Consider the following 23,772-nt stretch of genomic DNA (forward strand, 5'->3'; position numbering starts at 1 on the left):
CCACCGGAGTCCCGGTGGCCTGTTTTTGAATGGTGGTGCCGACAGTGAGACTCGAACTCACACAGCTTTCGCCACTACCCCCTCAAGATAGCGTGTCTACCAATTTCACCATGTCGGCACAGCAAAGCTTTTTAAATTGTCACTCCGGAATCTTCGATGCCGTTCCGGAAGCGTTTTTATTAGGCGCGCCTGCCGGGATTTGCGGCGCCACCTGTTCAATCTTTCCGCCCATCACGCCCAGATCGTTCTTTCCACCCCCGGAAAGATAGACCAAGCTCAGGGAAGTCGCGAAGAATACTGCCGCTGCGATGGCAGTCGTCCTACTCAAGAAATTCGCAGAACCAGACGCCCCAAACAGACTGCCGGACGAACCGCTACCAAAGGCCGCGCCCATATCCGCACCCTTGCCGTGCTGCATCAAAACAAGGACGATGATGGTCACTGCGGACAGGAGGTTTACAATCCAAATAAGCGTCTTAAGAAGTTCCATACTATATCATATTTCCTGCGGCTTGGCAAATCACTCTGAATGAATCGGCGTCCAGAGAGGCCCCTCCAACCAATGCTCCGTCGACGTTTTTCGTCGCCAGGATGGCCTCGGCATTCTCTGCTTTGACACTGCCGCCGTAGAGGACGCGAATCTTATCCGAGCCGTCCGTGTTTTGCAAGCACCAGTTTTTGATGAATGCATGAATCTCGGCGATCTGTTCCAGCGTCGCCACCTTGCCCGTGCCTATCGCCCAAACCGGCTCGTAGGCGATGACGTATCCGTCGCCGGCGATCTCGGTCAGGATGGCCAGCTGGTCCGCGATCACCGCCAGATGGCGGCCCGCCTCGCGCTCCGCCAGCGTTTCGCCGACGCACAGCACCGGCGTCACGCCGGCCGCTGCGGCATTGCGCATCTTGGCCAGCAGCGCCGCATTGTCCTCGCCGAAATACTGTCGCCGCTCGGAGTGGCCGACCAGCGTGTAACGGCAACCGACATCGGCCAGCATCGAAGCGCTGGTCTCCCCGGTATACGCGCCGTCGGCGGCGAAACGGCTGACATCCTGCGCCGCCAGCGCCAGGCGGCCGCCGGCCAGTTGCCGGGCCAGATCGGAGAGATACACCGCCGGCGCGGCGATGCCTACGCCTTCCCGGTTGGTCGCCGAGTCGGCCAGCAGCGCCGCCGCCAATTCGCGCGCGCCATCGCCGCGCGTGTTCATCTTCCAGTTGCCGATCACCAGCTTGCCGGACATGCGTCTCTCCACATCATATATCGGATTACGGGTCGCCGCCGATTATAGCGCGATGCGACGCCGGCTCCAAACCGCCGCCGGCCGTACCTTCGACCGTACGTTTACGACTTGTAATATTAATGAAAGATTTGCCCGATACGATGGCGGCCATCACAACAGCAATCCCAACCTTGCTCGGGAGTTAAGCATGAAACAGTCTGTACGTCTGGCAGCCGTTCTCGGTTCCGTGCTGATCGCAGGTTCGGCCTACGCCGCGGACATCACCGGCGCCGGCGCGACTTTCCCCTATCCGCTGTACGCCAAGTGGGCGGCCAGCTACAAGGGCAGCACCGGCAACAATATGAACTACCAGTCCATCGGTTCCGGCGGCGGCATCAAGCAGATCCAGTCCAAGACCGTGGATTTCGGCGCCTCCGACATGCCGTTGAAGCCGGAAGAGCTGGACAAGTCCGGCCTGACGCAATTCCCGACCGTGATGGGCGGCGTGGTGCCGGTGTACAACATCCCGGGCATCGCCGCCGGCCAGATCAAGTTCACCGGCCCGCTGCTGGCCGACATCTACATGGGCAAGGTTTCCAAGTGGAACGACGCGGCCATCGCCAAGCTGAACCCGGGCGTCAAGCTGCCTGACCAGCGCATCTCCGTGGTCCGTCGCTCCGACGGCTCCGGCACCACCTTCATCTTCACCAACTACCTGTCCAAGGTATCGCCGGAATGGGCGAAGGACGTCGGCTCCAATACCGCCGTCAGCTGGAAGGGCAGCTCGGTGGGCGGCAAGGGCAACGAGGGCGTGGCCAACTACGTGTCGCGCATCAAGGGCGCGATCGGCTACGTCGAATACGCCTACGCCAAGCAGAACAAGCTGGCCTACGGCCTGCTGCAGAACCAGGCCGGCGCCTTCGTAAAGCCGGACGAGGCCTCGTTCAAGGCCGCCGCCGCCAACGCCGACTGGCACAAGGCACCGGGCTTCTACCTGCTGCTGACCAACCAGCCGGGCAAGCAGAGCTGGCCGATCGCCGGCGCCACCTTCATCCTGATGCACAAGAAACAGGACAAGCCGGCGCAAGCCTCCGAAGTGCTGAAGTACTTCGACTGGGCGTACAAGAACGGCGACAAGACCGCCCAGGAGCTGGACTACATCCCGATGCCGGACAATGTGAAGACCATCATCCGCACCAGCTGGAAGCAGATCACCGACGGCAGCGGCAAGGCCGTCTGGAACTGATCCGCGAGCAGTCCGCCGCAACCAGGCCGGAGGGAGCCCGCTCTCTCCGGCCTTGTGTCTGAACCATCAAGAATCGACACATGCAAAAACTGAGCAATGACCGGCAGCTGGGCCTTCAGCAGCAGCTGGACCAGATTTTCCGCGTGACCACCCGCTGTTTCGCCTTCCTCGTGCTGGCGCTGCTGGTGGGCATACTCATTTCGCTGCTGGTCGGCGCGATGCCGAGCATCAGGGGCTTCGGCTGGGGCTTCCTGGCCAGCACGGACTGGGACCCGGTGCAGCAGAAGTTCGGCGCCATCGTGCCCATCTTCGGCACGCTGGCCACCTCCATCATCGCGCTGCTGATCGGCGTGCCGGTCAGCTTCGGCATCGCGCTGTTCCTGACCGAGCTGTGCCCGACCTGGCTGAAGCGGCCGCTGGGCATCGCCATCGAACTGCTGGCCGGCATCCCGTCCATCATCTACGGCATGTGGGGCCTGTTCGTATTCGCGCCGTTCTTCTCCGACCACATCCAGCCGTGGATCATCGACCACCTGGGCGACGTTCCGCTGATCGGCTTCCTGTTCCAGGGCGCCCCGATGGGCATAGGCTTGTTCACCGCCGGCCTGATCCTGGCCATCATGGTGATCCCGTTCATCGCCTCGGTGATGCGCGACGTGTTCGAGGTGGTGCCGGTGATGCTGAAGGAGTCGGCCTACGGCCTCGGCTCCACCACCTGGGAGGTGGTGCGCTACGTGGTGCTGCCCTACACCAAGACCGGCGTCGTCGGCGGCATCATGCTGGGCCTCGGACGCGCGCTGGGCGAGACGATGGCGGTCACTTTCGTCATCGGCAACTCCACCCGCTTCACCACCAGCCTGTTCGAACCGGGCAACTCCATCGCCTCGTCTCTGGCCAACGAATTCGCCGAGGCCAATGGCGACCTGTACATGGGTTCGCTGATCGAACTGGGCCTGATCCTGTTCTTCATCACCTTTGTGGTGCTCGCCTGCTCCAAGCTGCTGCTGCTGCGCCTGAAGAAGCAGGAAGGCAAGCCTTCCTGACATGAAAGACGCCACCACGATGAGCCAAGCAACAATGAACGACGCCTTGCCGACCTCCTCCGCCGTCAGCCTGAAGCAGGACAGCGCCACCTACCGCCGGCGCCGGCTGACCAACCGCCTGACGATGACCGCGTCGATGCTGACGATGGCCTTCGGCCTGTTCTGGCTGTTCTGGATCCTGATCACGCTGCTTCAGCACGGCCTGTCCGGCATCAACTGGCAGGTGTTCACCGAAAGCACGCCGCCGCCGGGCTCGACCGGCGGCCTGGCCAACGCCATCTACGGCAGCCTGGTGATGACCGGCTTCGGCACGCTGTTCGGCACGCCGATCGGCATCCTGGCCGGCATCTATCTGGCCGAGTTCGGCCAGCGCGGCTGGCTGGCGCCTGTGACCCGCTTCATCAACGACATTCTGCTGTCCGCGCCGTCCATCGTCATCGGCCTGTTCGTCTACGAGGTCTATGTGGTGTCGGTCGGCCACTTCTCCGGCTGGGCCGGCTCGTTCGCGCTGGCCATCCTGGTGATCCCGGTCGTCGTGCGCACCACCGAGAACATGCTGCGCCTGGTGCCGAACAGCCTGCGCGAGGCAGCCGCGGCGCTCGGCGCGCCGCAATGGAAGGTGACGCTGTACGTGACGCTGCGCTCGGCCAAGGCCGGCGTGCTGACCGGCATCCTGCTGGCCGTGGCCCGGATTTCCGGCGAGACCGCGCCCTTGCTGTTCACCGCGCTGAACAACCAGTTCTTCAACAGCAATATGAACCAGCCTATGGCCAACCTGCCCATCGTGATCTTCCAGTTCGCGATGAGCCCGTACGAGGACTGGCACACGCTGGCCTGGGCCGGCTCGCTGCTGATCACCTTCAGCGTCCTTACCCTGAATATCGTCGCCCGCTGGATGGGCGGCCGCAAGAATCAATCGAATTAAGGCATGACGACCATGACCAGCACCGCCTCCAAGCTCGAGGTCCGCAATCTCAACTTCTACTACGGCAACTTCCACGCGCTGAAGAACATCCAGCTGGAAATCGCGCCGCGCAAGGTCACCGCCTTCATCGGCCCGTCCGGCTGCGGCAAATCGACGCTGCTGCGCACCTTCAACCGCATGTACGAGCTGTATCCCGGCCTGCGCGCCGACGGCGACATCCTGCTGGACGGCCAGAACATCCTGGCCCGCGACATCGACGTCAACCTGCTGCGCGCCAAGGTCGGCATGGTGTTCCAGAAGCCGACGCCGTTCCCGATGTCCATCCACGACAACATCACTTTCGGCGTGAAGCTGTACGAGAAGCTGTCCAAGGGCGAGATGGAGGACCGCGTCGAATGGGCGCTGCGCAAGGCGGCGCTGTGGGACGAGGTCAAGGACAAGCTCAAGCAGTCCGGCAACTCTCTGTCCGGCGGCCAACAGCAGCGTCTGTGCATCGCCCGCGCGGTGGCCTCGAAGCCGGAAGTGCTGCTGCTGGACGAGCCGACGTCGGCGCTGGACCCGATCTCCACCGCCCACATCGAGGAGCTGATACACGAGCTGAAGGAGGACTACACGATCGCCATCGTCACGCACAATATGCAGCAGGCGGCGCGGGTGTCCGACTACACCGCCTATATGTATCTGGGCGAGCTGGTCGAGTTCGGCAACACCGACACCATCTTCACCACGCCGCAGAAGAAGGCGACCGAGGACTACATCACCGGCAAATTCGGCTGAGGCCCGTCGCGGCCGGCTCATGCCGGCCGTCGCCCTTCCATCGGCCGGCCCATGCCATCGCCATTCGGCAAATCATGGGCTTAGCCGTTTTTCAACCCGCCGCTGTCAAGCGGATTTTGCCGTTTTCGCAGGCAAAACCACAGGCTTTGCATTTTTTTTATAAAGACTTGACGGCACTGGCGGGGGACACAACAATCCCGCCTTTACGATAATCTCAGACACGCCATGCTGGACCTGTTTTCCGGGCTCGACCCCCATGTAGCCGTCACCTTGCTACTTTCGCTGGGCTTCGTGCTCGCCTTTGAGTTCATCAACGGTTTCCACGACACCGCCAACGCGGTCGCCACCGTCATCTACACCCAGTCGATGAAGCCGCGGCTCGCCGTGTTCTACTCCGGCGTCTGCAACTTCCTCGGCGTGATGAGCGGCGGCCTGGCCGTCGCCTACGCCATCGTCCACCTGCTGCCGGTGGATCTGTTGATCTCGGTGAACACCACGCGCGGCATGGCGATGGTGTTCGCGCTGCTGGCCGCCGCCATCCTGTGGAATCTCGGCACCTGGTACCTGGGCCTGCCGGCATCCAGCAGCCACACGCTGATCGGCGCCATTCTCGGCGTCGGCGTCGCCAACAGCCTGATCAACCACACCTCGCTGTCGCACGGCATCAACTGGGGCAAGGCGATCGACGTCGGCGCCTCGCTATTGGTCTCGCCCGTCGTCGGCGCGGTGATGGCGGGCCTGATCGTCATCCTGCTGCGGCGCTACCGCCCGCACAGCAACGTCCACAAGACGCCGTACCAGCGCCAGCAGGTCGAGGGCCGCAAGCACCCGCCGTTCTGGACCCGCTTCATGCTGATCGTGTCGGCGATGGGCGTCAGCTTCGCCCACGGCTCCAACGACGGCCAGAAGGGCGTCGGCCTGATCATGCTGGTGCTGATCGGCATCGTGCCGGCCAAGTTCGTGCTGAACCTGGACAGCACCCCGTACCAGCTGGAACGCACCCGCGACGCGGCGCAGCACCTGCAGCAGTTCTACCAGCGCCACGAGGCCGACCTGTCGAAGATCATCGTCAAGTCCAACAGCACCAGCCAGTACGAGTGCCATCCGCAGCAGACGGTGGCCACCGCCGAGCAGCTGCTGAAGCTGATGGGCGACGGCAACGACTACCACAAGCTCAGCGCCGCCCAGCGCTGGGAAGTGCGCACCCAGCTCTTGTGCCTGGACGACGCCGCGAAGAAGGCGTCCGCGCTGCCCAAGCTGTCGTCCGACGACAAGCAGCTGCTGGACAATCTGCGCAAGGACCTGACCACCACCACCGAATACGCGCCGACCTGGGTGATCATCGCCGTCGCGCTGTCGCTGGGCATAGGCACCATGGTCGGCTGGAAGCGCGTGGTGAAGACCGTGGGCGAAGGCATAGGCAAGAAGGACATGACCTACGCCCAGGGCGTGGCCGCGCAGACCACCGCCGCCGTCTCCATCGGCCTGGCCAGCTGGTTCGGCTTCCCGGTGTCCACGACCCATGTGCTGTCCAGCGGCGTGGCCGGCACGATGATAGCGGACAAGGCCGGCCTGCAGCTGTCCACCGTGCGCTCGATCGCACTGGCCTGGCTGTTCACGCTGCCGGCGTCGATGGCGCTGGCCGGCGGCCTGTACTACCTGTCGGCTCAGTGGTTCTGAGCCCGGCATGGCCCAAACGAAAAGCCACCGCTCGCGGTGGCTTTTTTCATCGGTTGACCCAGATCAAGGAAGCGGCGGACTGCGCTTGAAGAAGAAATTCATCGATTGCTAATATGTATCCGCTTCATCAATGGTTTCTTTTGTTTGCAGCAACCCTCCTTCGCCGCCGCGTTTACCCCCGAACCCGGCGGTTTTTTACGCCTTCAGGAACTGCTCGCGTCCAGCCAGCCATCGCTCCAGATGCGCCTCGGCCGCCTGCGGCCAGCGCTCCAGCAGCATAGGCGCCAGATCGCGCGCCGCCTCCAGCAGCGCCTGGTCCTGTTCCAGATCGGCGAAGCGCAGCATCGGCAGGCCGCTCTGGCGCGCGCCGAGGAACTCCCCGGGGCCGCGGATTTTCAGATCCTGCCGCGCGATCTCGAAACCGTCGGTATTCTCGTAGATCACCTTCAGCCTGGCCTTGGCCAGATCGGACAGCGGGTTCTCGAACAGCAGCACGCACACGCTCCTGGCGCTGCCCCGCCCTACCCGGCCGCGCAGCTGGTGCAACTGGGCCAGGCCCATGCGCTCGGCGTGCTCTATCACCATCAGGCTGGCGTTGGGCACGTCGACGCCGACTTCGATCACCGTCGTCGCCACCAGCACGTCCACCTGGCCGGCGGCGAAGGCTGCCATCGCCTCGGCCTTCTCCGCCGCCTTCATCCGGCCGTGCACCAGGCCGATACGACGGCCCGGCAGGTCCTGCTGCAATTGCTGATGGCAGTCCACCGCCGTCTGCAGCTGCAGCGCCTCGGACTCCTCGATCAGCGGGCACACCCAGTAGGCCTGATTGCCCTCCTGGCAGGTCTTCTCGACGAACTGGACGACTTCGGCGCGGCGGGGACTGCCTATCAGCTTGGTGACGATGGGGGTGCGGCCCGGCGGCAGCTCGTCTATCACCGACACGTCCAGATCGGCGTAGAAGCTCATCGCAAGCGTGCGCGGGATAGGCGTGGCCGACATCATCAGCTGGTGCGGCTCCCCGCCCTTGTCCTGCAGCGCCAGCCGCTGGCCGACGCCGAAGCGGTGCTGCTCGTCGACGATGGCGAGACCCAGATTCTGGAAGGCCACGTCGTCCTGGAACAAGGCGTGGGTGCCGACGGCCAACCGGCACTGGCCGGAAGCGATCTCGTCCAGCGCCTGCTGCCTGGCCTTTTTTCGCAGGCTGCCGGACAGCCAGGACACGCCCAGCCCCAGCGGCGCCAGCCAGCCGGACAGCTTCAGATAATGCTGCTCCGCCAGGATTTCGGTCGGCGCCATCAGCGCCACCTGGTAGCCGGCCTCTATCGCCGCCAGCGCCGCCAGCGCCGCGACGATGGTCTTGCCGCTGCCGACGTCGCCCTGCAACAGCCGGTGCATCGGGTGGGCCAGCCGCATGTCGGCGCGGATCTCGTCCAACACCTTGCGCTGCGCGCCGGTCAGCCGGAACGGCAGATGGGCCAGCAGCTTCTCGCTGAGGCTGCCGTCGCCGGCGATGCGCGGCGCGTGGCCGAGCCGGCGCGCGCGGTAGGCCAGCCGCATCGACAGCTGCTGCGCCAACAGCTCGTCGAACTTCAGCCGTTGCCAGGCCGGCAGCCTCGGATCGGACAGCTGCTGCGCCGACCACTCCGGCGGCGGCTGGTGCAACAGGCGGATCGCGTCGGCGAACGGCTGCAGCGCCAGCGGCGCCATCAAGGCCTCAGGCAGCAGTTCGTCCAGCCGCTGCGCCCGCAGCTCGGCGTCGACCAGTTTGCGCAACACCGGCTGGGTCAGGCCGTTGACGGTCGGATAGACCGGGGTCAGGCTGGCGGCCAGCGGCGCGCCCTCGCGCACCTCGCGGGTCTTAGGATGGACCATCTCGTCGCCGGCGAAGCCGCGGCGTATCTCGCCGAGCGCGCGGACGCGGCTGCCTTCGGCGAACTGCTTGAGCTGACTGGGATAGAAATGGATGAAGCGCAGCAGCAGCGTGCCGCTGCCGTCCTCGATCTGCACCCTGAGCTGCTTGCGCGGCTTGAAGCTGACCTCGTGCGCGACCACCGTGCCCTCGACCAGCGCCGGCTGGCCGTAAGGCGCGTCGGCGATCGGGTAGATGTGGGTCTCGTCCTCGTAGCGCAGCGGCAGATGCAGCACCAGGTCGAAGCGGCGGCGTATGCCCAGCTTCTCCAGCTTCTTCGCCAGCGCGGCCGGCACGGCCGGCGGCTGGTTGGCAAGATCGGTCGGCGGATTCATGAGGACAGATTGTACCCAACAATGCAAAAGGCGGAAGCGGCTTGCGCCGGCTTCCGCCTTTTCGATGGACCTGGCGTCCGTCGGCTTACTGCTGGCGCTCCCAGACCTGGGAACGGAAGAAGGGGCCGATATAGCCGCGCACGCGCAGCTTCTTGCCGTCTTCCATCAGCTTGGCGCCGGAGGTGTAGATCTTGCCGGACTTCGGATCGAGGATCTGGCCGTCGGACCATTCCTCGCCGTTCTTCTTCAGGCCCCACAGGATCTGCATGCCGTTGACCGGCTTGCCCTTGTTGGCGCCGTCGCACTTGTCGCATACCGCGTCCGGATGCAGGTAGAGCTTGACGACCTTGCCGGTCAGCTCGCCGTTCGGCGCTTCGTTGATCTGCACCAGCGCCTTCGCCTGGTGGGTTTCGTCGTCTATGGTCTTCCACAGGCCGGCGGCGCTGCCGGCCAGCGCCAGTTGGCTGGCCAGACCCAGCACTGCGGCGAGACCGGCGGCTTTGGCGATTCGAATCATGATGTTTTCCTCGTCTTGCTTATTATCGGCAGTTTATGAAACAGCAGTTTGGAGTAGCGGCTCTAGGATGCCAACAGCCGACCGCAACGTCAAGCCGGGCGACGGGGTCAACAGCGGAACTCGCCTCCGCCCATGAACTGGGTCCGACCGCCTACATTGACCGCGCCGTCGGCATCGACGTCCAGATGGAGCACATTCGGCCGGCCTATCGCCTCGCCCTGCTCCAGCCGCCACGACAGCGGCGCCAGGCCGTTCAGCGCGCACCAGCCGCCCAGATTGGCGCAGGCGCTGCCGGTGCCCGGATCCTCCAGCACCGCGCCGTCCTGTTCGAAGAACAGCCGCACGGTGGCGACGCCTTCGCGCTGGTGCCAGACATAGGCGACGCTGCGCCCCGGCCTCAGCGTCGCGTGCCGGACGAACAGCACCGGATCGGGCCGGGCGCGCAGCACCGCCTCGCGGCTGGAGAGCGCGATCAGCAGCTGTTCGCTGCCGGTATCGACCCATTGCGGCGCGTGTCCGATGTCGGCCTCGTCCAGACCCAGCATCGCCGCCGCCTCGGCGGCGGCGCAGCCCGGCCTCGCCTTCGCCGGCAGCGCCCGCAGCCGGAACACCCCGTCGTCGTGCGAGATGGCGATCGGGCCGGCGCGGGTGCGCAAGGCAAACGCGTCGCCGTGCTCGCCGGCCGCGTGCAGAACGGCCGCCGCGCCCAGCGTCGGATGGCCGGCGAACGGCAACTCATGGCCGGGCGTGAAGATGCGCAGGCTGGCGGCGCAGTCGGCGTCGCCGGGAAGCAGGAATACGGTCTCGGACAGATTGAACTGCCGCGCGATCTGCTGCATGTCGCCGTCGGACAGGCCGGCGGCATCGGTGAACACCGCCAACGGGTTGCCGCCGAAGCGCTGCTCGGCGAACACATTGACGATCTGGAATCGGTAAGCGCCCATCAGTCCTCCTGATATAGATGGCAGGCCCGATCCTGCATCTGTTCCTCGAGCTTGGCAAGGCGCTGCCGCCCGCGCGCGGCTTCCCGCAGCGGCAGGCTGCGGCGCAGCTCGGCGGCCAGGACGCCGCGCCTGGCGTCCAGCCTGCGGCAATGCTCCCGCTCGGCCTGCCGCTTACTCCGCTGAGCGGCCCGTTCGCGCTGCTCGGCGCGGGCATCGGCCCGCCGGCGCTTCTCGCGTCCGTCCGACCACTGCTCCAATTGCTCGCGGTAATGCCCCGCCTCCCGCCCGCCGTCTTCGCGCTCGATCACGCTGAAGGCGCCGGAGGCCGACTCGAGCGCCCGGCTGCCGGGCGGGCAGGGCTGCTGGCCGTAATGGATGCCGCCGTCGGCGTTCCGGCACTTGAATACTTCGGCCAGGCACAGGTCCGCGCCTAACAGCAAGCCGAGCAGGAAAAGATTTTTCATCTCGCGGCCTCAGAGTCTCAGTCTCTGAACCATGCCCCACTTCCCTCCGCCTCGCCACTGCCCGGCCGGACAAAAATGACAAACGAAAAATGTCAATATACTATCACGTCCTAATTTTTCTTCCCCGCTCTGCGAAACCAGAATCATTCGAATGATGAATACCGTGATGAAACAACCCATTCTCGCCTTGGCCTGCGCGCTCGCGCTGACGGCCTGCGAAAGCAACGACGACCACGCGGCGTCCGGCGCCAGCGGCCAGACGCTCGGCCAAATCAGCGGTACCGCGGCTTCCGGCGCCCCCTTGGACAATGGCTCGATCACGATCAAAGACGCACAGGGCCGCGCGATTACAGTGCAGACCGATGCGCAAGGACGCTACAGCGCGGACTTGAGCCAGTTCGCCTCGCCTGTGCTGCTGGAAGCCACGGGCCTGATCGGCGGCATGCCGGTATCGCTCCACTCCGTCGCCACGCAAGCCGGAGCCGTCAATATCACCCCGCTGACCGATGCCATCCTGTCGATGAGCAGTGGCGTCGAGGCAAGCGAGTGCTTCCTCAACGCCGCGGCTTGCACGGCAAAGTTCGACATCGCCAAACTGGAGCAGAGCCAGGCCAGTCTGAAAGCCGCGCTGGCCTCCCTGATGCAGGCGGTCGGCCTGGATAGCCGCACCGATCTGCTGCGGACCGCCTTTGCCGCCGACAAGACCGGGCAGGATAAATTGCTGGAAATGGTGGACGTCTCCGCCGACGGCCAAGCGGGAAGCATCCGTTTGCAAAGCAAGCGCGCCCAAACGGCAATTAAGGTGAGCCGCGATCAAAAGCCAAGCCCGTTGCCGGCCAACGATCTACCCGACCTGAGCCGGCTGGATGAGCTGGCCGCACAGCTGAACGCCGCGTATCTCAGCGCGGACGGCCTGGACAAGCGCCTGGCGACATTGCTCAGCGACGATTTCCAGTTTGACGGCGACAATGCGGCGCAATACCTCGCGCGGGAAATGGATGACGCCGGATACGGGGAAACCTATGTCGGCGGACGTTTCTCGCCGCCGAAAGTGGAAACCTGCTACAGCGCCGCGCTTTGCCAGATTTCGATGACGGTCCGCGTGCCGGGCATGGCACCCGGGTCTTTCCGCATGAAGGCCCGCTTGCAGAAAGAAGGCTGGAAGCTGGCGGGAAATGACAGCCCCGTCTCCTTGCAAATGGATGCCGGGGCCCGCCAGATCATCAGCGCTCCCGACAAGAGCAGCGCCAAGGTCAGCCTGCTGAATCTGGTGCTCAGCCAATATGCCCGGCACGACAACCCGATCTATATCCAGCCAGACCGTCCCGCCGCGCAAATTGTCGCCCGCAGCGCCCAGTTGCTGGCCGATGGCAAAGCCATCCTTACCCTGAAGGAAAATGCCGAGTGCGCGCAACTGGAGCCTCAGGAGCTGGCATCGGCGAATCCTGACTATCCTTGCCCGGTAAATTACCTGACGCCCGACAGCTTTGCCGCCGTCTACAACGACGCCTTGAGCCGGAACGCTCTGAAATTGCGCTTTTACGCCGATGATCACTTCGCCCAGCCGGTCGGGAAGGACTTCAGCCCGCGCGCGCCGCTGTTCACCGCCGGCGAAATCGCTCAGCAGGCTTTTCCCGCTCTGACAAGCGACACGCTGCAGACGCTCGCCAAGGCCAACGGCGCCAGCGATCTGAAAGTTGCCTGGCAGATACCGCCGCAACTCTGGTTCAACAGCCTGCTGCTGGACATGCGTCAAAAAGGCCAGCCGCAACGCATCGAAGACAACGCGGGCGCATTGGCCAATCCGCTGACGCTCAACGCCCGCAAGAGTCCGACGCTGACCTCGCCCGACTTCCTGCGCGTCACGATCTGGAGCCAGGATCGACAAGGCAGGGGCCTCTACACCCGCTATCAACTGCGCTGAAACCGTTTCTCAGCAAAAAGCCCCGGATTTCCGGGGCTTTTTTTTGCGGTGGGGATGCGCTTACAGCACCAGCACCGCTTCGGCTTCCACCAGCACGCCCTTCGGCAGGCTGGCCACGCCGACGGCGGCGCGGGCCGGGAACGGCTGGCTGAAGTACTGGCCCATGATTTCGTTGAAGGTGGCGAAATTGGACAGGTCGGTCAGATAGGCGTTGAGCTTGACGATCTGGTCCAGGCTGCCGCCGGCGGCTTCGCACACGGCCTTCATGTTCTTGAACACCTGGTGGGTTTCGGCGGCGAAGCCGCCTTCCACCACGGCCATGGTGGCCGGATCCAGCGGGATCTGGCCGGACAGGTAGACGGTATTGCCTGCCTTGACGGCTTGCGAGTAAGCGCCGATGGCGGCCGGAGCCTTGTCGGTGTGGATAATTTCCTTGGCCATTATTGATCTCCTTCTTTGAGGAACAGGGTGAGCAAATCGTTGAGGAAGCGCTGGCCTTTCAGCGTCGGCCGCAGAATGGCGCCGTCGCCGTCCAGCAGGCCTTGCGCCCGGGCCTCGTCCAGCTGGCGGCGGATCAGCGCCAGCGGCAGTCCGGTGCGCTCCTGGAACAGGCGGCTCTCGAAGCCGCCGGTCAGGCGCAGCAGATTCATCATGAATTCGAACGGCAGGTCGGCGCGGGCGACTTTCTGGCTGCTGAACAGCGGCTTGCCGTCCGCCACCGCCTTCAGATAGGCCGCCGGCTGCTTGTGCCGCATCTGGCGGACGATGCCGGCGTGGCTGCTGATCTTGCCGTGGGCGCCGGCGCCGATGCCGACGTAGTCGCCGAACTGCCAGTAATTGAGGTTGTGCCGGCTGTGTCGGCCGGGTCTGGCGAAGGCCGAGGTCTCGTAGTGATCGAAACCGGCGGCTGCCAGACGGGACTCTATCGCCTCCTGCATGTCGGCCGACACCTCGTCGTCCGGCAGATTCTTCGGCGTCTCGACCGCGAACATCGTATTCGGCTCGATGGTCAGATGATAGGCCGACAGATGGGTGATGCCGTAGGACAGCGCGGTGTTCAGGTCGGACAGCGCCTCGTCCATGGTCTGGCCCGGCAGCGCGTACATCAGGTCCAGATTGACGTTGTCGAAATGGGTCAGCGCGATCTCGACCGCGCGCTTGGCCTCGTCGCCGTCGTGGACGCGGCCCAGCGCCTTCAGGTGCCTGGGATCGAAGCTCTGGATGCCGATGGACAGCCGGTTGATTCCGGCCTCGCGATAGCCGCGGAAGCGTTCGATCTCGAAGGTGCCGGGATTGGCCTCCATCGTGATTTCGGCGTCCGGATGCAGTTTCAGCCGCGCACGCACGCCGGCCAGCAAGACGTCCATCGCCTGCGGGCTGAACAGGCTGGGCGTGCCGCCGCCCATGAAGATGCTGCTCAGCGGCCGGCCCCACACTTCCGGCAGCGAGTATTCCAGATCCCGCAGCAGCGCGTCGACATAGGCCATCTCGTCGAAACCGCTCTTCGGCTCGTGCGAGTTGAAGTCGCAATACGGGCACTTGCGTATGCACCACGGGAAATGGATGTACAGCGACAGCGGCGGCAGCTCGCGCAGGCCGCCGCTCAACGCCGACAGGTCGACTACGCTCATGCCAGCGCCTTGAGCTTGGCCATCAGCGCGGCCAGCGCCTGACCGCGGTGGCTGATGCGGTTCTTCTCGGCGGCGTCCAGTTGGGCCACGCTGACGCCGTGGCTCGGCAGGAAGAAATAAGGGTCGTAACCGAAGCCGCCGTCTCCGGCGGCCTCGTCGCGCACCTCGCCCAGCCAGATGCCGTCGGCCACCAGCGGCTGCGGATCGTCGGCGTGGCGCACCAGCACCAGAACGCAGTAGTACCAGGCGCGGCGGTTGGCCTCGCCCTGCAGCTTTTCCACCAAGAGCGCGTTGTTGCGCGCGTCGGACTTCGGCTCGCCGGCGAAGCGGGCGGAGTACACGCCCGGCGCGCCGCCCAGCGCCTCGACGCAGATGCCGGAATCGTCGGCCAGCGCCGGCAGGCCGGTCAGCCGGCTGGCATGACGCGCCTTTTCCAGCGCGTTTTCCAGGAAGGTGTGGTGCGGCTCCGGGCATTCCGGCACATCGAAATCGCGCTGCGGACGCACGGTGACGCCCAGCTCGGCGAATAGCGCGCCGAATTCCTTCAGTTTGCCGGCGTTATTGCTGGCAAGAACCAGTTGCTCGAACATCTTTTCGCTCTTTCTATCTCGTGATTGCGGCCGAACCGGATCGATGGCGTCCGGCCAGGCCGCCAGCTTAGCGGCTGACCTTCACTTCCGTCCACATCCGCGCCAGCGCGCGACGCTCCACCGGCGCCAGCTCGCGCAATACCGTCCATTTCTTCGCCTGCTCCGGCGTCGGATGGATCACCGGGCTGGCTTTCAGGTCGGCGCGGAAATATTGGCCGGCGGTGGCCACCGGATTGGTCGCGCCGTTCAGATTGGTCAGCTGGGCGGCGTTCCGGCCGTCCAGCATGAAATTGATGAACTGGTGCGCCAGGTCCGGTCGTTTGGCGCTGGCGGTGATCGCCATCGTGTCGACGCCGAGCTCGTTCCCCTCGCGCTGCGGCACATTGCCGATGTGGAACGGCCGCCTGGTCAGCCTGGCGTCCTCGCTGGCCTGGAAGAATTCGGTCGAATAGCCGAGCGCCACCCAGATGTTGCCGACAGCCAGCTGCTTCAGATAGCTGGCGTTGGAGAAGGCGGCCCAGTAGGGCTTGGCCTTTTTGATCACATCGCGCGCGGCGCGCATGTCGGCGTCCGAGGCCTGGTTCGGGTCCTTGCCCAGGTAGAACAGCGCGGCGGCGAACACCTCGCGCGAGCTGTCCAGCACCGTCACCTTGCCCTTGATCTTGCGCAGCACCGCCGGATCGAAGATCACCGACCAGCTGCCGGGGTCGACGCCCAGCTGCTTCAGCTTCTCGACGTTGTAGCCGACCGAGGTCAGCGACAGCACCGTCGGGACCGTATAGCGGTTGCCGACATCGTAGCTTTGCGACAGATAGGCCGGCGCCACGTTCTTCAGATTGGGGATCTGGCGGTGATCCAACGGTTGCAAAAGCTTCTGCTTGGTCATCGCCTGCACGACGAAGCTGGACGGGAACACCATGTCGTAGCCCTTGGCGCCGGCGGCCAGCTTGGCCAGCATTTCCTCGTTGTCGCCGTAATAGTCCTGCACCACCTTGCAGCCGCAGTGCTGCTCGAACTGCCTGACGATGCCATCGGACAGCGAGCCGCTCCAGTTGTAGATGTGCAGCACGTCATTGGGGCCGGCCCAGGCCAGGCCGGAAGACAGCGACAGGGCGAGCGTCAGCCTTTGCAACTTTTTCAATTGGGATCCACCTCCAGACGGTCATGCCGGGCATGACGACCATGACAAAAGGCGGCCGTAGCCGCCTGGCGAAGACAGCCGCCCGTCGGCGGCTATCGGATAATCAGGCGCGGCGACCCGCCAGCGTCGCCTCGTAGGCCTGGCGCAGCAAGCCGGCGTCGGCGCCGTCCAAGAGCTTGGCGTCGGACAGCATCCGGCGCCAGTTGCGCGCGCCGGGCAGGCCCTGGAACAGGCCCAGGATGTGGCGGGCGATGTGGCGGACGTTGCTGCCGTCCCCCAGACGCGCCGTCACATAGGGCATCATCGCATCGACCACCGCCGCGCGCTCCGGGCCGGCGGCCTCGTCGCCGTAGAACAGCGCATCCCACTCGGCCATCAGCCACGGGTTGTGGTAGGCCTCGCGGCCGACCATCACGCCGTCGACGTGCCGCAGATGCTCGGCGATCTCGGCATTGGTCTTGACCCCGCCGTTGATCAGGATTTCCAGATCGGGCCGCTCCCGCTTCAGCCGGTAGACGTAATCGTACTTCAACGGCGGGATCTCGCGGTTTTCCTTAGGGCTCAGGCCCTTCAGGATGGCGTTGCGCGCATGGACGATGAAGGTGCGGCAGCCGGCCTCGGCCACGGTATCGACGAACTCGCGCAGGTAATCGTAATGCTCGATCTGGTCGATGCCGATGCGGTGCTTGACGGTGACATCAATGTCGACGACGTCGCGCATCGCCTTGACGCAATCGGACACCAGCGCGGGCTCGGCCATCAGGCAGGCGCCGAAAGCGCCCTTCTGCACCCTCTCGGACGGACAGCCGACGTTGAGGTTCACTTCGTCGTAGCCCCACTGCTGGGCCAGCTTGGCGCAAGCAGCCAGCTCGGCCGGCTCGCTGCCGCCCAGCTGCAACGCGAGCGGATGCTCGGCCTCGTCGAAGCGCAGATGGCGCGCGACGTCGCCGTTCAGCAGCGCGCCGGTGGTCACCATCTCGGTGTACAGCCAGGCATGGCGCGTGATCTGACGGGCGAAGTAGCGGTAGTGGCGGTCGGTCCAGTCCAGCATCGGGGCGACGGACAGACGGCGCGGCGGCAACGGGGGATGTGCTTGATTCATGCGGCGAAATCGGGCTTGCCGCGACGGCGCCGGCCCGAGGCCGGGGCAACCCGGCGTCCGGCATCCAGACGACTGCGACTAAGCGTTTGTAATCAAACGAGGAATTATCCTACCGACGGCCGGCCAGGGTCAAGGATCAATACGGGCGGACTACTCCACCCGCCGCATGTGGGCGCGCACCCAGTCGCGCTCGGCGGCCTCGAAATGCCACCACTCGGTGGCGATGCCGTGAAAGCCCACCCGCTCCATGCAGCCGCGCAACAGCAGGCGGTTGGCCAGCTGCGGACCGCTCAACAGGCCGTCCGCCTGCATCTGCCGCTCGCGCTGCGGCTGGGCCAGCTCGGTGAAGTCGTCGAAACCGGTGCCCATGTCCAGTTCCAGCCCGCGCTCGTCCTCCAGCGTCAGGTCCACAGCCATGCCGAAGCTGTGTATCGAGCCGCGCGCCGGATCGGCGACATAGATGCGCTGCGGCGTGTCCTTGACGATGTCCCATAGCACCCGCTGCACCCGGCCCGGCCGCAGCGCGTCGAAAATCCGCAGCCGATAGCCCGGCCACAGCCGATCCAGCTCGCGCGCGGCCAGCCTGAGCCGCTCCGCCGCCCGCCGGTGCAGCAGCGCCGGCACCGCGCCGCCGTACAGGTCCCGGCCGACGAAGTTGTCGGCGCAGGCGTAGCGCAGGTCCAGCCGGACCCCGTCGATGTCCGCGATCGGGACATATTCCGGATCGCCGGCCAGGTCCTCCAAGCTGATCATCGCCGCCATCTCTCGCCTCCAGACTGTCTGAAACATCGCAAACCGCCGCCGTCCGCTCGCGGTCCCGGCCGCCGAGTATGCGATACTCTGCGGGCACATCCCACCCGGGCGCCGTCGACTGCCGCCGCGCGCCAGCCAACAGGAAAACGGCCATGATCCTATCCCGTTCCCTCTACGCCCTGCTGCTGAGCGCCGCCCTGGGCGCGGCGGTACCCGCCGGCGCCGCCAGGCCGCTGGTCTTCTGCGCCGAAGCGTCGCCGGAAGGCTTCGACCCGGCGCTGTGGGACAGCGCCACCACCTACAACATCACCAAGCCGGTGTTCCAGGGCCTGGTGGAATTCCAGCGCGGCGGCGTCGCGCTGCGCCCGGGCCTGGCCGAGAGCTGGACCGTGTCCGACGACGGCCTGCTTTATACATTCAGACTGCGGCGCGGCGTCAAGTTCCATCGCACCGGCTATTTCGCGCCCAGCCGAGACTTCGGCGCCGACGACGTGGTGTTCACCGTCAAGCGCTGGATACGCCCGGAACTGCCGTTCAACCAGGCGTTCAGGACCCCGCTGACCGGTCCCGACGGTTACGGCCTGTCCAAGCTGATCGCCTCGGTGGCCAAGGTGGACGAGCGCACCGTCCAGATCCGGCTGACCGAGCGCAACGCCACCTTCCTGACCTTCTTCGCGATGGGCTTCGCCGGCATGCAGTCGGCCGAATACGCCGAGCAGCTGCTGAAGGCCGGCAAACCGCAGCAGATCAACCTGCTGCCTGTCGGCACCGGCCCGTACCGCTTCAAGAGCTACGCCAAGGACTCCATCATCCGCTACGAGGCGAGTCCGCAATACTGGGGCAAGCCGCAGAAGACCCGCGACCTGGTGTTCGCCATCGTCGCCGATCCGCAGGTCCGCCTGCAGAAGCTGAAGGCCGGAGAATGCCATGTCGCGGCGGCGGTCCGCGAATCGGACCTCGACGCGCTCGCCGCCGACAAGCGCATCAGGATCGCGTCCACCGGCGCCAGCAACATCTCCTACCTGGCCTACAATCTGAAACGGCCGCAGTTCGCCAAGCGCGACGTGCGGGTGGCGCTGGACATCGCCATCAACCGCGACGCGCTGTTCAAGGCGATGTTCCCGAAAGGCGGCGCCACCCAGGCGGTCAATCCCTTCCCCCCGTCGACCTGGAGCTGGAATCCCAATACCCGCAACGAATACAACCCGGCCAGGGCGAAGGCCCTGCTGGCGCGGGCCGGCTACCCCGACGGCTTCACCGTCAATCTTTGGGCGCTGCCGGTGCAGCGGCCGACCAATCCCAACGGCAAGCTGATGGCGCAGATGATCCAGCAGGACTGGGCCAGGATAGGCGTCAAGGCCAATATCCAGTCCTACGAATGGGGCGAATACCTGAAGCGCGCCGCCGCCGGCGAGCACGACGTCTATATGTCCGGCCTGACCAGCAACTCCGGCGATCCGGACGACTTCCTGTGGAACAGCCTGTCGTGCAGCGTCAGCAAAGGCGGACAGCGCTTCTGCGACGCCGAGTTCGACCGCCTGCTGCAGCAGGCCCGCCAGACCACGGACCAGAAACGGCGGACGCAGTACTATCTGAAGGCGCAGGAGATCTTCAAATACCAGCGTCCATGGATCACCATCGCCCATTCCCGCATCTACATCCCGCTGCGCGCCGATGTGCAGGGCTTCGTGATCAATCCTAACGGCGCTTTCGATTTCGAGGACGTATGGCTCAAATGAATCCGGACTGGCCTCAGGCCTTCGCCCACCACCGCTACCAGGCGCTGCGCGCCGGACCCAGCCTGATCGTCACCGGCGCCGTGCACGGCAACGAGATCTGCGGCGCCATCGCCATCCGCCGCGTGATCGCGGAGCTGGAGCGGGGCGCGCTGGCGCTTTGCGCCGGCCGGCTGACGCTGGTGCCGGTGGCCAATCCGCTGGCCTACCGGCTGGGCCAGCGCGGCGGCGACCGCAATCTGAACCGCAATCTGGCGCCGGTGGCGGCGCCTCGGGACTTCGAGGACCACGTCGCCAACTGGCTGTGTCCGCTGCTGGCCGAGCACGAGGCGCTGCTGGACCTGCATTCGTTCCGCTCGCCGGGGCAACCCTTCGTCTTTCTCGGCCCGGCCGACAACGACGGCGCGCTGGAACCGTTCGGCCACGCGGCCCGCGAGGAAGCGCTGGCCCGGCTGCTGGGCGTGGCGCGCGCGGTGGACGGATGGCTGTCCACCTACGCGCTGGGCGTGGAGAGGCGGCGGCGGAACCCGCTGGGCGACCCGCGGCAGCGCGAGCTGAACGGCGACGCCCGCTACGGCGTCGGCACTACCGAATATATGCGCAGCCGGGGCGGCTGGGCGCTGACGCTGGAATGCGGCCGCCATGATGACCCGGACGCGCCGGAAGTCGCCTACCGCGCCATCGTCAACACGCTGGCGCATCTGGGCATGATCGCGGCGCCGGCACCCGAACCCGGGCCGATGGAGCTGTTGAGCCTGTACGAGGTGGTGGACAAGACCGACGACGCCGACCGCTTCGCCCGCGGCTGGGCCAGCTTCGACGCCGTCGCCGGCGGCGAGACCATAGGCTGGCGCGCCGACGGCGAGCCGGTGCTGGCGCCGGAGGACGGCCACATCGTGTTTCCCAACCCGGATGCGCCGGCCGGCCAGGAGTGGTTCTATCTGGCCAAGCCGTCGGCGCGGCTGGGCCGCTGAACGGCGGCCAAAGAAAACGCGCGGCCGACAGACCGCGCGTTTTGTCCTTCATACGCCGCCGGAATGCGCTCAATCGCCCTGGCGCACGTCCAGCAGTTCCTGCAGCTGGCTCAGCGTGCCGCTGTCCTTGACCACATGCTGCAACCATTCCTCCAGGCTCATCTCGGCCCAGCGCGCGGCGCGCTCGGCCAGCAGCGCCACCGGGCTGTGCGGCTCGTTGTGACGGAAATAGCGCGCCACCTCGGTCAGCGCGGTCACCGCCTCCTGGCGGCTGCGGATCTGGCCATTGAAGGCGCTGGCCGGAACGGCGGTATGGACCGGGCTGGACGGGGTCTGGCTCACAGGCTTGCTCTCCTCGACGGGCTGCCGTTGCGGCACGGCCGCCGGCTGGTTGACGGCGAACTGCTGGCGGTAGCGCAGCACCAGGTCCTGGCAGGCGTAGACGGCGTTGCGGATGTCGGCCAGGCTGGGGCCGTCCTGGCCGAAACGCTGGTCGACCAGCGCGTCCAGCTCCTCGTAGGCGGTCAGCAAGGCCACCAGTTCCTCGGCCTTGGCCTGGAACCAGCCGTGGCCGGACAGGGTGGCGGCCTTCTCGAAGGCCTCGCCGCTGAGCTTGCCCTCGGCGATCGCCGCTTCCCGCGCCTCCCCGTCCTTCAGGCCCAGGTTCTCGACGTCGCGGGACTGCTGCCACTGGTGCCAGCTGTAGCCGCCGAACTCGGGCTTGATCAGCGGCACATTGCGCAGCGCGTTGCCGAGCTGCTGGTTCATCCATTCCAGCTTGGCCACGCGCTCGTCCAGATCGTGCGGGTCCAGCTCCGGATAGCCGCTTTCCCAATACTCACGCAGCCAGCCGCCGACCAGGGCCAGCCCGCGCGTGAGGCCCTGGACGCCGTTGACCTGGGTCTGCGCCTCGGCGTACCAAGCCAGTAGTTGCAGATCCTTGCTCTTGTTCTGCAACGCGTCCTCGCACAGCCGTATCACCTGCGGCCACTCTGCCGTCTTCAGCGACTGCTCCCAGTCGCCCATCGCCAGCGACGGATCGTCGCTGCGGCGCGCCTCCCGTATCTGGTCGAAGATCAGCGAATAGGCCAGGTCCTCCCCGGCCGGCGCGGCCGGACTCACCGGCCGCATCAGGTGTTCAATGCTTTGATCCATATGCTTTCTCTATCCCTTGCCGACCTGCGGCAACGTCGAAATCAACGTGGCGCCGCAGCTGACCTTGTGTCCCTCCAACGCCACCGCCTTGCCGCCGACCAGCCAGCTGCCGTCGCCTTCGACGATGGTGCAGTTGACGTGGCCCTGCTTCGGGCAGGTGACGGAATCGCCGACGCAGGCTACCTGCTTGCCGAACAGCGTGGTGCTGGACGCGGCGCTGACCACCTTGCCGCCATGGTCGGTCGGGTCTCCCAAACGGATTACAGCCTTCATGCCGTCGCCTCCTCCGCCGGCGGCCTGGCCAAGGCCAGCGACACCAGCTCGTCTTCAAAATGGGTAATCACGGCGGGCGCCTGCAGCCGCGCGCAATGACTGACGGCCGCGGCTGCCAGCAGCATCGGCGTCGCCGCGCCGGCATCGCCCCATTCGCGCACGACATTGCTCGCCTCGTCTATCGGATGCAGCTCCACCTGGTGCCGCGACAGCGCGGTGGCGATGGCGGCCAGCCGCACGCCGCCGACGTCGATCTGGCCGCTGTTGTGGCACAGCCAGGCCAAGCTGGACGCCTGGTTGTTTTCCGGCCTGGCCTCCTCCGGGCTGAACGGATAGTCCAGCAGCGCCGCGTTGACCAGCGCGTTGTCCAGCACCGGCTGCAGGCTGCGCGCCAGTTGCAGCGCCCTGCCCTGCGCCAGGCTGATCGAACTCGACTGCGCCAGCACCGCCAGCGTCGGCAGGCCGGCCAGGCTGGCCTGCCGGCTGGGCGGCACCGCGCCCCAGCCGGCGGCCGGACCGGCGAAATCCCTCTCCCAGTAAGGCTGGTACGGATCGGCCCCCTCCTCCTGCCGCCACTCCAGCGGCAGGGGCAGGCCGTCGCGCAGGAAAAGCATGGCCACCACCGCCATGCCCGGCTCGCCATGCCAGCGGCGATGCTCGCGCAGCGCCGGCTCGACCTCGCCCCAGTCGTCGTCTCCGTCCAGCGCGGCCAGCGGCGCGTCGGCCGCCAGCACCACCAGGCCCGGCAACTCCGGGTCCTGCCTGAAGACCTGCAGCACGCGGTCGGCCAATTGGCCGCTGCCGGGCAGGAAGCGGCAGTCGCCGGACGCCTGGGCGTCGGCGCCCAGGCAATCGGCGGCGGCCTGCCGCCTCAAGGCCTTGATCCGCGTCAGCTGCTCGACGCCGGCCACCTGCGCCATCGGCTCCAGATACAGCGGCAGCCAGGCGGCGCCCGGCGCCTCGGCGTACAGGCCGGCCAAGAGCTCGGCCAGATGCGGCTCCAGCGCGTCCAGCGCGTCGCCCGCCTCCACCTCGTCCTTGTCCAGCGCGATCCAGGTGGCGCCGTCGCCGGTCTGGGCCAGCCAGGCCGGCTCGTCCTTGGCCGGCGTCGCCGCCGCCCACAGCCAGCGGCAGGCTACCGCGCGCTGGCGCTCCTGCAAGGCGGCCAGATGCTGGACCCGCGCCGCCTCGCGCTGGCCGTCGCGCTCGGCGGCGGCCCGCTCTTCCTGCTGCCTGGCCTCGTCGGCCGCGCGCTTTTCCTTCAGATAGCCCCACAGCTTGATGGCCGCGCCCAGCAGCATAGGCGGCGCCAGATGCAGCATCAGGATGGCCGACGGGCTGATGCGCTGCCAACTCTGCGGCAGCGCCAGCCACAGCAGCGCCCACCAGCCTATGGTGATGCCGCCGAACAGGCCCAAGGTTCTCCACATCGCGAA

General features: G+C 66.1%; 23 protein-coding genes and 1 tRNA gene. 8 read left to right on the forward strand and 16 right to left on the reverse strand.

The window, feature by feature from the left end:
- Positions 1 to 33: 33 nt before the first annotated feature.
- The 3 genes from WNM05_RS19975 to tpiA form a co-directional block, all read right to left on the reverse strand.
- A tRNA-Leu gene (locus WNM05_RS19975) sits at positions 34 to 118 on the reverse strand.
- 21 nt (positions 119 to 139) lie between these two features.
- Positions 140 to 490: a preprotein translocase subunit SecG gene (gene secG / locus WNM05_RS19980; RefSeq protein ID WP_434630229.1), complete on the reverse strand. Its 351-nt coding sequence runs from the start codon at positions 488 to 490 to the stop codon at positions 140 to 142.
- 1 nt (position 491) lies between these two features.
- On the reverse strand, positions 492 to 1,238 hold the full coding sequence (gene tpiA, locus WNM05_RS19985; protein ID WP_434630231.1) for a triose-phosphate isomerase: 747 nt from the start codon (positions 1,236 to 1,238) through the stop codon (positions 492 to 494).
- Positions 1,239 to 1,425: 187 nt separating this feature from the next.
- On the opposite strand from tpiA, the gene pstS reads away from it, so the two are divergent.
- The 5 genes from pstS (at position 1,426) to WNM05_RS20010 (ending at position 6,888) form a co-directional block, all read left to right on the forward strand.
- Positions 1,426 to 2,463 (forward strand): phosphate ABC transporter substrate-binding protein PstS, encoded by a 1,038-nt coding sequence (gene pstS, locus WNM05_RS19990; protein WP_434630233.1) that lies wholly within the window; start codon positions 1,426 to 1,428, stop codon positions 2,461 to 2,463.
- An 80-nt stretch (positions 2,464 to 2,543) separates the two neighbouring features.
- Positions 2,544 to 3,506 (forward strand): phosphate ABC transporter permease subunit PstC, encoded by a 963-nt coding sequence (pstC, locus tag WNM05_RS19995; protein ID WP_434630235.1) that lies wholly within the window; start codon positions 2,544 to 2,546, stop codon positions 3,504 to 3,506.
- A 34-nt stretch (positions 3,507 to 3,540) separates the two neighbouring features.
- Positions 3,541 to 4,431, forward strand: coding sequence for a phosphate ABC transporter permease PstA (gene pstA, locus WNM05_RS20000; protein ID WP_434635174.1), 891 nt, complete (start codon positions 3,541 to 3,543; stop codon positions 4,429 to 4,431).
- 3 nt (positions 4,432 to 4,434) lie between these two features.
- Positions 4,435 to 5,208, forward strand: a complete 774-nt coding sequence (gene pstB, locus WNM05_RS20005) for a phosphate ABC transporter ATP-binding protein PstB (RefSeq protein WP_434630237.1) — start codon at positions 4,435 to 4,437, stop codon at positions 5,206 to 5,208.
- A gap of 225 nt (positions 5,209 to 5,433) precedes the next feature.
- Positions 5,434 to 6,888: an inorganic phosphate transporter gene (locus tag WNM05_RS20010; protein ID WP_434630239.1), complete on the forward strand. Its 1,455-nt coding sequence runs from the start codon at positions 5,434 to 5,436 to the stop codon at positions 6,886 to 6,888.
- 195 nt (positions 6,889 to 7,083) lie between these two features.
- Here WNM05_RS20010 and recG read toward each other — a convergent pair whose 3' ends face one another.
- From recG to WNM05_RS20030, 4 genes are all read right to left on the reverse strand, one after another.
- Positions 7,084 to 9,132: an ATP-dependent DNA helicase RecG gene (gene recG, locus WNM05_RS20015; protein WP_434630241.1), complete on the reverse strand. Its 2,049-nt coding sequence runs from the start codon at positions 9,130 to 9,132 to the stop codon at positions 7,084 to 7,086.
- Between the two features lie 85 nt (positions 9,133 to 9,217).
- The gene (locus tag WNM05_RS20020) at positions 9,218 to 9,649 is read right to left on the reverse strand and encodes a DUF2147 domain-containing protein (RefSeq protein ID WP_434630243.1); all 432 of its coding nucleotides are present in this window, start codon (positions 9,647 to 9,649) and stop codon (positions 9,218 to 9,220) included.
- A 107-nt stretch (positions 9,650 to 9,756) separates the two neighbouring features.
- Complete coding sequence (locus WNM05_RS20025; RefSeq protein ID WP_434630245.1) at positions 9,757 to 10,593, reverse strand: PhzF family phenazine biosynthesis protein; 837 nt, start codon at positions 10,591 to 10,593, stop codon at positions 9,757 to 9,759.
- Positions 10,593 to 11,057 carry a DUF4124 domain-containing protein gene (locus WNM05_RS20030; protein WP_434630247.1) on the reverse strand — a complete coding sequence of 155 codons (465 nt, stop codon included), beginning with the start codon at positions 11,055 to 11,057 and terminating at the stop codon, positions 10,593 to 10,595. The genes WNM05_RS20025 and WNM05_RS20030 overlap by 1 nt, the downstream gene beginning before the upstream one ends.
- Before the next feature lie 151 nt (positions 11,058 to 11,208).
- On the opposite strand from WNM05_RS20030, the gene WNM05_RS20035 reads away from it, so the two are divergent.
- Complete coding sequence (locus WNM05_RS20035) at positions 11,209 to 12,981, forward strand: carboxypeptidase-like regulatory domain-containing protein (protein WP_434630249.1); 1,773 nt, start codon at positions 11,209 to 11,211, stop codon at positions 12,979 to 12,981.
- 60 nt (positions 12,982 to 13,041) lie between these two features.
- Here WNM05_RS20035 and WNM05_RS20040 read toward each other — a convergent pair whose 3' ends face one another.
- The 6 genes from WNM05_RS20040 to WNM05_RS20065 form a co-directional block, all read right to left on the reverse strand.
- The gene (locus tag WNM05_RS20040) at positions 13,042 to 13,422 is read right to left on the reverse strand and encodes a RidA family protein (RefSeq protein WP_046155452.1); all 381 of its coding nucleotides are present in this window, start codon (positions 13,420 to 13,422) and stop codon (positions 13,042 to 13,044) included.
- Positions 13,422 to 14,612, reverse strand: a complete 1,191-nt coding sequence (hemW, locus tag WNM05_RS20045; RefSeq protein ID WP_434630251.1) for a radical SAM family heme chaperone HemW — start codon at positions 14,610 to 14,612, stop codon at positions 13,422 to 13,424. Before hemW ends, WNM05_RS20040 begins: the two co-directional genes overlap by 1 nt.
- Positions 14,609 to 15,202, reverse strand: coding sequence for an RdgB/HAM1 family non-canonical purine NTP pyrophosphatase (rdgB, locus tag WNM05_RS20050; RefSeq protein WP_434630253.1), 594 nt, complete (start codon positions 15,200 to 15,202; stop codon positions 14,609 to 14,611). The genes hemW and rdgB overlap by 4 nt, the downstream gene beginning before the upstream one ends.
- Positions 15,203 to 15,269: 67 nt before the next feature.
- Positions 15,270 to 16,343, reverse strand: a complete 1,074-nt coding sequence (locus tag WNM05_RS20055) for an ABC transporter substrate-binding protein (protein ID WP_434630255.1) — start codon at positions 16,341 to 16,343, stop codon at positions 15,270 to 15,272.
- A 103-nt stretch (positions 16,344 to 16,446) separates the two neighbouring features.
- Positions 16,447 to 17,445, reverse strand: a complete 999-nt coding sequence (gene dusA, locus WNM05_RS20060) for a tRNA dihydrouridine(20/20a) synthase DusA (RefSeq protein ID WP_434630257.1) — start codon at positions 17,443 to 17,445, stop codon at positions 16,447 to 16,449.
- Positions 17,446 to 17,595: 150 nt separating this feature from the next.
- Positions 17,596 to 18,207 carry a M15 family metallopeptidase gene (locus tag WNM05_RS20065; RefSeq protein WP_434630259.1) on the reverse strand — a complete coding sequence of 204 codons (612 nt, stop codon included), beginning with the start codon at positions 18,205 to 18,207 and terminating at the stop codon, positions 17,596 to 17,598.
- A 143-nt stretch (positions 18,208 to 18,350) separates the two neighbouring features.
- On the opposite strand from WNM05_RS20065, the gene WNM05_RS20070 reads away from it, so the two are divergent.
- Together WNM05_RS20070 and WNM05_RS20075 are read left to right on the forward strand one after the other, a co-directional pair.
- Complete coding sequence (locus WNM05_RS20070) at positions 18,351 to 19,937, forward strand: ABC transporter substrate-binding protein (protein WP_434630261.1); 1,587 nt, start codon at positions 18,351 to 18,353, stop codon at positions 19,935 to 19,937.
- Positions 19,934 to 20,908, forward strand: coding sequence for a succinylglutamate desuccinylase/aspartoacylase family protein (locus WNM05_RS20075; protein WP_434630263.1), 975 nt, complete (start codon positions 19,934 to 19,936; stop codon positions 20,906 to 20,908). The genes WNM05_RS20070 and WNM05_RS20075 overlap by 4 nt, the downstream gene beginning before the upstream one ends.
- A 69-nt stretch (positions 20,909 to 20,977) precedes the next feature.
- Here WNM05_RS20075 and tssA read toward each other — a convergent pair whose 3' ends face one another.
- Genes tssA through WNM05_RS20090 form a run of 3 tightly spaced genes read right to left on the reverse strand, consistent with a single transcriptional unit; the run spans position 20,978 to position 23,766 of the window.
- Positions 20,978 to 22,063, reverse strand: coding sequence for a type VI secretion system protein TssA (gene tssA / locus WNM05_RS20080; protein WP_434630264.1), 1,086 nt, complete (start codon positions 22,061 to 22,063; stop codon positions 20,978 to 20,980).
- Between the two features lie 9 nt (positions 22,064 to 22,072).
- The gene (locus tag WNM05_RS20085) at positions 22,073 to 22,336 is read right to left on the reverse strand and encodes a PAAR domain-containing protein (RefSeq protein WP_434630266.1); all 264 of its coding nucleotides are present in this window, start codon (positions 22,334 to 22,336) and stop codon (positions 22,073 to 22,075) included.
- Positions 22,333 to 23,766 (reverse strand): hypothetical protein, encoded by a 1,434-nt coding sequence (locus tag WNM05_RS20090; protein ID WP_434630268.1) that lies wholly within the window; start codon positions 23,764 to 23,766, stop codon positions 22,333 to 22,335. Before WNM05_RS20090 ends, WNM05_RS20085 begins: the two co-directional genes overlap by 4 nt.
- Positions 23,767 to 23,772 lie beyond the last annotated feature (6 nt).

Origin of the sequence: Chromobacterium sp. CV08 (assembly GCF_051129845.1) — a bacterium.
Lineage (GTDB): Bacteria > Pseudomonadota > Gammaproteobacteria > Burkholderiales > Chromobacteriaceae > Chromobacterium.